At 72.8% G+C, this 7,314-nt stretch carries 10 protein-coding genes; all 10 read right to left on the minus strand.

Annotated elements, in window-relative coordinates; translation table 11 throughout:
• Positions 1-25: 25 nt before the first annotated feature.
• Positions 26-844: a F0F1 ATP synthase subunit delta gene (locus E4P43_RS10720; RefSeq protein ID WP_135145436.1), complete on the minus strand. Its 819-nt coding sequence runs from the start codon at positions 842-844 to the stop codon at positions 26-28.
• Positions 844-1,458, minus strand: coding sequence for a F0F1 ATP synthase subunit B (locus tag E4P43_RS10725; protein WP_135145437.1), 615 nt, complete (start codon positions 1,456-1,458; stop codon positions 844-846). The genes E4P43_RS10720 and E4P43_RS10725 overlap by 1 nt, the downstream gene beginning before the upstream one ends.
• Before the next feature lie 25 nt (positions 1,459-1,483).
• Positions 1,484-1,696: an ATP synthase F0 subunit C gene (locus E4P43_RS10730; RefSeq protein ID WP_135145438.1), complete on the minus strand. Its 213-nt coding sequence runs from the start codon at positions 1,694-1,696 to the stop codon at positions 1,484-1,486.
• Positions 1,697-1,784: 88 nt separating this feature from the next.
• Positions 1,785-2,567, minus strand: coding sequence for a F0F1 ATP synthase subunit A (gene atpB, locus E4P43_RS10735; protein WP_209313831.1), 783 nt, complete (start codon positions 2,565-2,567; stop codon positions 1,785-1,787).
• Between the two features lie 85 nt (positions 2,568-2,652).
• Complete coding sequence (locus E4P43_RS10740) at positions 2,653-2,904, minus strand: hypothetical protein (protein ID WP_135145439.1); 252 nt, start codon at positions 2,902-2,904, stop codon at positions 2,653-2,655.
• On the minus strand, positions 2,901-3,347 hold the full coding sequence (locus E4P43_RS10745; RefSeq protein WP_135145440.1) for a hypothetical protein: 447 nt from the start codon (positions 3,345-3,347) through the stop codon (positions 2,901-2,903). Before E4P43_RS10745 ends, E4P43_RS10740 begins: the two co-directional genes overlap by 4 nt.
• A 67-nt stretch (positions 3,348-3,414) precedes the next feature.
• Complete coding sequence (locus tag E4P43_RS10750; RefSeq protein WP_135145441.1) at positions 3,415-4,638, minus strand: MraY family glycosyltransferase; 1,224 nt, start codon at positions 4,636-4,638, stop codon at positions 3,415-3,417.
• A 3-nt stretch (positions 4,639-4,641) separates the two neighbouring features.
• Entirely contained in the window at positions 4,642-5,937 is a 1,296-nt protein-coding gene (gene glyA / locus E4P43_RS10755; protein WP_135145442.1) for a serine hydroxymethyltransferase, read from the minus strand.
• Between the two features lie 93 nt (positions 5,938-6,030).
• Positions 6,031-6,672 (minus strand): L-threonylcarbamoyladenylate synthase, encoded by a 642-nt coding sequence (locus E4P43_RS10760; protein WP_135145443.1) that lies wholly within the window; start codon positions 6,670-6,672, stop codon positions 6,031-6,033.
• Between the two features lie 55 nt (positions 6,673-6,727).
• Positions 6,728-7,314: PASTA domain-containing protein (locus E4P43_RS19895; RefSeq protein ID WP_245159069.1), on the minus strand; the 587-nt coding region annotated here is incomplete at its 5' end.

Genomic DNA, 7,314 nt, shown 5'->3' on the forward strand with positions numbered 1-7,314 from the left:
GGTCGTGTCTGTGGTGGGTGGGCGGTCAGCCGGCCAGCTGCCGTCGGGCAGCTTCCAGGCGGTGGGCGATCGTGCCGTCGATGACCTCGTCGCCCACCTGGACGAGAAGGCCGCCGAGCACCGTGGGGTCCACGGTCACGTGCAACCCGATGGTCCGCCCGTAGAGCCGGCCGAGCACCTCGGTCAGCCGCTGTTCCTGAGCGGGGGTGAGGGGCGTCGCGGTCGTCACCCGGGCGATCGACTGACCGCGGCGCCGGCTGGCGACGTCGGACAGCCGCTCGATGGCGACTCCAGCGGTACCGACGTGCGAGCCGGTCAGAACGTTCCGGAGCAGCTGCTCGGTGACCGGGCTGACCCGGCCCGAGAGCAGCCGGTCCAGCAGCGCCGCCCGACCCTCGACGGAGGCGGTGCGGTCGCTGAGGATCCGCGACAGCTCCTGGTCGCCGGCGACGATCCGGCCGAACCGGAAGAGCTCGTCCTCCACGTCGTCCAGCTCGCCGCGGGCGTCGGCCGCGTCGAGAGCGGCCTCGGTCGCCAGCGTCGTGGTGGCCTCGACGAGGTCCAGCGGACGCGACCAGCGCTGCCGGACGGTCACCTCGAGGACGTCGAGGGCCACCGGCTGCAGCCGCGAGGCGAAGAGCCGCTGCGCGAGCGCCGCACGCTCCTCCGGCTTGCCCGACGGGTCGGACAGGGCGCGGCGCAGGGACGGCTGCGCGTCGAGGAGTCGGGCGACGGCGAACAGCTCGTCGGCCAGGGCGACCAGCGTCCGGCCGTCCGCTCCCTGGGTGCGCTCGGACAGGCGCTCGCGCGCCTGCACGAGCGCCGCCCGGCTGGATGCCTCCATCAGCGGTTGCCCCCCGGCACGGTCACGGCACCGCCGCGGCCATCCGTGGCGCTCATGCCGTCGAGCTGGTCGAGGAACCGGTCGACCGTGCCCTGACGACGGGCGTCGTCGGCGAGGGACTCCCCGACCACCCGGCCGGCCAGGTCGACCGCGAGGGTGCCGATCTGCCCGCGGAGCTCGTTGACGACCTGCTGACGGGCAGCAGCGATCTGCTCCTCGCCGCGGGCCACGATGCGGGCCGACTCCTCCTGCGCCTGGGCGCGGAGCTCCTCGATGATCTGCTGGCCCTCGGCGCGGGCGGCGTCACGGATCTGCGCGGCCTCGTTGCGGGCCTCGGCCAGCTGCGCGCGGTACTGCTCCAGAGCGGCCTTCGCCTCGGCCTGCATGGCCTCGGCCCGCTCGATGCCGCCCTCGATGGTGCGCTGGCGCTCGGCCAGCATGGCCTCCAAGCGCGGGACCACGAAGCGCTTGTAGACGAAGTAGAGAACGGCGAAGGAGATGATGCCGACGATCAGCTCACCCGGGTGCGGGATCACCGGGTAGGCGTCCTGCCAGAAGCCGCCCTCGCCGCCCTCGGCGGCCAGGACGCCGGCAGCGTTGTCGATCGTGCCCATCAGATGTGCTCCTTCCGGTCCTCGGTCAGTTCCCCGAGAAGACGAAGGCCAGGGCGATGCCGAAGATGGCCAGCTGCTCGCAGAGCACGAAGCCGAGGATGGCGATGGTCTGGAGCACGTTGCGGGTCTCGGGCTGACGCGCGACGCCGCTCACGTAGGCGGCGAAGATCAGACCGATGCCGACGCCCGGGCCGATGGCCGAGAGACCGTAGCCGAGGATCGCGAGGTCGCCTGTCATGTCGTGTGTCCGTTCCTCTCAGTAAGTCCGTGCGGCCGGGTGGCGCACATCGGTGGTGCAGTTCTGGGGGGTGGTGACCCGCAGACGATCAGTGGTCGTCCGCGTAGACCTCGGCGATGTAGATCGAGGCCAGCAGGATGAAGACGTAGGCCTGCAGGAACGCGATCAGGATCTCGAACGCGGTGAAGAGCATGAACATCGCGAAGGCCGGGATCGAGATGACCCGCAGCAGGCCCTCGCCGTGCAGCAGGAAGTACTCGCCACCCAGCGCGAAGAGCAGCAGCAGGATGTGGCCGGCGAACATGTTGCCGAAGAGCCGCAGCGTCAGGGTCACCGGGCGGGTGATCAGGAAGGTGACGAGCTCCAGCAGGAAGACGACCGGCACCACGAAGAGGGGCAGCCCGCTCGGCACCAGGTTCTTGAGGAAGCCGCCGAGGCCGCGGCGCCGGACGCCGGCGACCAGGTAGACGAGGTAGACCCCGAGCGCGAGCGCGAGCGGGAAGCCGATCCGGCTCATCGTCGGGAACTGGACGGGCGGGATGATGCCCATCAGGTTGTTCACCAGGATCAGGGTGAACAGCGTGAACAGCAGCGGGATGTAGGGCTTGAAGTGCGCCGACCCGATGATGTCCCGGCCGATGGAGTTGCGGACGAGGCCGTAGACGCCCTCGAGCCGGAACTGCCCGCGACCGGGTACCACGGACAGGCGGCGCGTCATCGCCATCATGGCGACGGCCAGGCCGATGGAGACGAGCACCATCACGACCATCGTTCGCGTGAGGGCGAAGGCGCCGTCCCCGACGAGCGGCTGCCAGAAATCGGGCGCGCTCGGCGGGACGAACTCCTCGGCGGCCGAGACCTCGGTCGTCACTACTCAGCCTCCGTCAGGAACTGCGGTCGGGTGCATGCGTACGGCCTGGAGGAGGAGTTCGCGCGCGCGGCGCGGCGGGTGGTCCTCACAGGCCTCGGTCACTGTAACGGACCCATACCGCGTAGATCGCGGCGGCCATCCCCAGGACCAGGGCGACCGGGAGCACCCACACCTGGCCGGTCGCCTCGCTGAGCCACCAGGCCGGGAGGCCGAACACCAGCATCGCGGAGAGCATGGTCCCCAGGGCGTCCCATCCCTGGCGCAGGTGGGCGCCGGCGACCATCTGCCCGTGGACGGACCGCTCCTCGTCGTCCCGGTCGTCGCCGGGCCCGGTCAACGCTGCGCGCCCGTCGGGGTGCTCGGCTGGTCGTAGATGTAGGTGCGGACCCGCGTGAACGCGACGATCTCCCCGATCGTGCCGGCCAGCGACACGACGACGGCGGTGATGGCGAAGGCCATCGGCGAGAGCCAGTCCGCGTTGCGGAACAGCAGCAGGAAGACGCCCAGCAGCATGACCTTGAAGAAGTAGCTGACCATCGCGCCCAGGAAGACCACCCGCGGGTCCAGCCCCGCCAGCTTGCTCAGGATGAACATCGTGGAGGCGGTGCTCACCACGACCAGGGCGGAGGCGAGGCCCGCGCCCGCGGCCCCGAGCGAGCCGTCGACCAGCGAGAACACCACGATCGCGATGATCCCGACGGCGATCGAGGGCACTGCGCCACCGCGCAGCATGGCGCCGTAGGGGTCGGGGCGGTGGGCGGCCGAGGGCTCAGGAGTCACGCCTTACGGTATCCGGCTCCCCGCGACGACCGGCAGGGAGCGGGAGCGCCGGCCACTCCTCGGAGGGTCAGCGGGCGGCTCCGCGCACCGGGGACGGCGGCTCCACCTCGGGCCGCCGCACCCGGGAGGTCGGGTGGTCGGCGCGGCTCCGCTGCCGCTGCGCCTCGAGCTCGGCGGCCCGGGCCTCGCGGGCCGCGCGCCGCGCCCGGGGGCTCAGCACCACGACGACCCCGACGACGAGCAGGACGGCGATGACCACCAGGAGCTCGGCCCGCCCGCCGGTGATCGACAGCCCGACGGCGCCGAAGGAGAGCAGCGCGGCCCAGAAGTACATGACCAGCACCGCCCGTCGGTGCGAGTGGCCGATCGAGAGCAGCCGGTGGTGCAGGTGCATCTTGTCCGGCGCGAACGGCGACCGGCCCCGCAGCGTCCGGCGGAAGACCGCCAGCACGAGGTCGGTGAAGGGGATGAAGAGGACGGCGACCGGCACCAGGAGCGGCAGCGTGAGCGGCAGCAGGCTGGCGGCGGAGCCGAAGGACTGGGCGTCCACTCCCCCGGTGGCGCTGACCGCCGCGGCCGAGAGCATCAGCCCGACGAGCATCGACCCGGAGTCGCCCATGAAGATGCGCGCCGGGCTGAAGTTGTGCGGCAGGAAGCCCAGGCACGCCCCGGCCAAGACGGCGGTGATCAGCGCCGGTGCGCTGGCGGGCTCGACGTACCCGTCGAGGGCCAGGCTGTAGCTGTAGGCGAAGAACGCCAGCGCGGCGATCGCCGAGACCCCGGCGGCCAGCCCGTCGAGGCCGTCGATGAAGTTGAGCGCGTTCACCGCCAGCACGGTGAGCAGGATCGTGGCCGGGACGCCGACGTCCGGGCCGAGCGAGATCGTGCCGATGTCGGCGACCGGCAGGAAGACGTAGGCCAGCTGGACGCCCAGCAGCACCATCACCCCGGCCGCGGCGATCTGGCCGGTGAGTTTCGTCAGGGCGTCCAGGCCCCACTTGTCGTCCAGCACGCCCAGGAGGCAGATCAGCCCACCGGCGACCAGGACGGCGTAGGCCTGGGAGTCGTCGAAGGTGCGCTGCAGGTTGGGCAGCCGGGAGGCCACCAGGATGGCGGCGACCACCCCGAGGTACATGGCCATGCCGCCACCCCGGGGCGTCGGGATCACGTGGACGTCGCGCTCGCGCGGCGCCGCCATCATGCGCAGCCGGATCGCCACCATCCGCACCACGGGCGTGGCCAGGAAGGTGACCAGCGCCGCGGTGAGGAGGACGACGACGTATTCGCGCACGGCTCAGGCGGTCCGTGCGCGCTCGGGGCTCGCCGACGGGTCGGGGTAGGCGGGGTGGGCGCCGACCAGCTCGCGCACGCCTGCGGCGACCTCGGCGGCGCGGCTGCCGTCGGTGTCGCGGATGGCGGCGCCGATGAGCGAGGCGATCGACTTCATCTCCGGCTCGGTCATGCCCTGCGTCGTGACGGCTGGGCTGCCCACCCGGATCCCGGAGGCGACCGACGCCGGCTGCGGGTCGAACGGGATCGCGTTCTTGTTCAACACGATGCCGGCGGCTCCACAGCGGGCCTCGGCGTCGGCACCGGTCACGCCGGTCGCCTGGAGGTCCAGCAGCGCGAGGTGGGTGTCGGTGCCGCCGGCCACCGGCCGGAGCCCCTCGGCCTGGAGGCCCTCGGTGAGCGCCTGGGCGTTGGCGACGACCTGGCGCGCGTAGGCCTGGTAGCCCGGCTGCAGGCACTCCTTGAAGTTCACCGCCTTGGCCGCGACGGCGTGCATGAGCGGCCCGCCCTGCATCATCGGGAAGGCCGACTTGTCGATGGCCTTGGCGTGCTCGGCCTTGCACACGATGGCGCCGCCCCGCGGGCCGCGCAGCACCTTGTGGGTGGTGAAGGTGACGACGTCGGCGTAGGGCACGGGGCTGGGGATCGCCTTTCCGGCGACCAGGCCGATGAAGTGCGCGGCGTCGACCATGAAGATGGCGCCGACCTCGTCGGCGATCTCGCGGAAGACGGCGAAGTCGATCAGCCGCGGGATGGCCGAGCCGCCGGCCACGATGAGCTTCGGCCGGTGCTCGCGCGCCAGGTCGCGCACCTGGTCGTAGTCGATGTGCTCGGTCTGCGGGTCCACGCCGTACTGGACGGCGTTGAACCACTTCCCGCTGAAGCTGACCTTCGTGCCGTGGGTGAGGTGACCGCCGTGCGGCAGGGCCATGCCCAGGAAGGTGTCGCCCGGTGAGAGGAAGGCGCCGTAGGCGGCGAGGTTGGCGTTGGCCCCCGAGTGCGGCTGCAGGTTGGCGTGCTCGGCGCCGAACAGCTCCTTCGCCCGCGCGATGCCGATCTCCTCAGCGCGGTCGACGACCTCGCAGCCGCCGTAGTACCGGCGCCCCGGGTAGCCCTCGGCGTACTTGTTCGACAGCGTGCTGCCCAGCGCGGCCAGGACGGCGGGGCTGGTGAAGTTCTCGCTGGCGATGAGCTGCAGCCCGCCGCGCAGCCGGTCGAGCTCGTCGGTGACCACGCCGGCGATGTCGGGGTCGAAGGCGGCCAGGGCGTCGAAGTCCGGGCCCCAGTACGGCGTGCTCATCTCGGTCGCACTCCAGAGGTCGGTGCAGGCGCCCGCGGTGCCCGGGCTCGGGCGACGCGGCGGTCAGGGAACAACTATGACACTGCGGCGGCGCTAGTCCGTGATCTCGGGGACGACCTCGCGGAGGCGGTCGACGGGGATCGCGCCGACCCGCAGGACCCGGGGCGTGGGACCGGTGCAGTCCACGATCGTGCTGGCCGCCGAGCTGTCCCGCGGCCCCCCGTCGAGGACGACCGCGGCGTGCGTCCCCAGCTGCTGCTCGGCCTCCTGCGCGGTGGTCGCCGCGGGACGGCCGGAGCGGTTGGCGCTGGAGACCGCGAGCGGCCCGGTCCGCCGGAGCAGGTCCCGGGTCAGGTCGTCGGCCGGCAGGCGGACCGCCACCGTGCCCTCCGCGTCGCCGAGGTCCCAGGCCAGGGAGGGCGCGTGCTCGACCACGAGCGTCAGCCCGCCGGGCCAGAACTCCTGCGCCAGCCGGGTGGCGACCTCCGGGGTCTGCAGGACCAGCCCGGCCAGCGTCGAGGCCTCGCCGATCAGGACCGGGACCGGCATGCCGCGGCCGCGGTTCTTCGCGGCGAGCAGCCGGGTCACCGCTGCCGGGGTGAAGGCGTCGGCGGCGACGCCGTAGACGGTGTCGGTGGGCAGCAGGACCAGCTCGGAGGCGGCGATCGCCGCGGCGGCGGCGTCCAGCCCGGCGCTCCGCGCCTCGGGGTCGGTGCAGTCGTAGATGTCGGCCACGGGTGCCGAGTCTGTCACCGGCGCTGCGCCGGTGCGGCGAGGAGTCCCGACGGCGTCAGTCGCCGCCCTCCTCCTCGTTCTCCTCCTGCTCCTCCTCGGCCTTCTTCTGCCGCTCCTCCTCCTTCTTGCGCTGCTCCTCCTCCTTCTTCTTCTGCCGCTCCTCGGCCTTCTCGTCCTGCTGCCCGCCCTCGCCCTGCCCGTCCCCGGGCTGCTCGACCGGCGCGGGCACGACCACCGGCGGCACCGCGTAGGTGAGCCGGACCAGGTCCCCCGGTGCGAGCGTGCCGCTCGGCTCGACGGCGGTGACCTGGCCGGCGGCCACGTCGGCGGCCTCCACCGGGACGGGCTCCACGCGCAGGCCCAGACCGATCAGGTCCGCCTGGACGTCCCGGACCGGGCGGCCGACGTGGTCGGCGGCCACCACCTCGATGCCGGCCGGGGTCGTGGACGACGGGGTGCTCCCCGGGGACGGTGACCGGGCCCCGCTGGGCAGCAGGGTGGTGAGGACGGCGACGGCGAGGACGAGCGCTGCCGCCACGGCCAGCGCGGGCACCAGCCACCGGCGACGGGGACGCGTGGCGGCCGCCGGCTGCACGGCGGTGGGCGGCGCGGCACCGGGGCCGGGGACCGGCAGGACAGATC

Origin of the sequence: Blastococcus sp. TF02A-35, from assembly GCF_004571075.1 — a bacterium.
GTDB lineage: Bacteria > Actinomycetota > Actinomycetes > Mycobacteriales > Geodermatophilaceae > Blastococcus.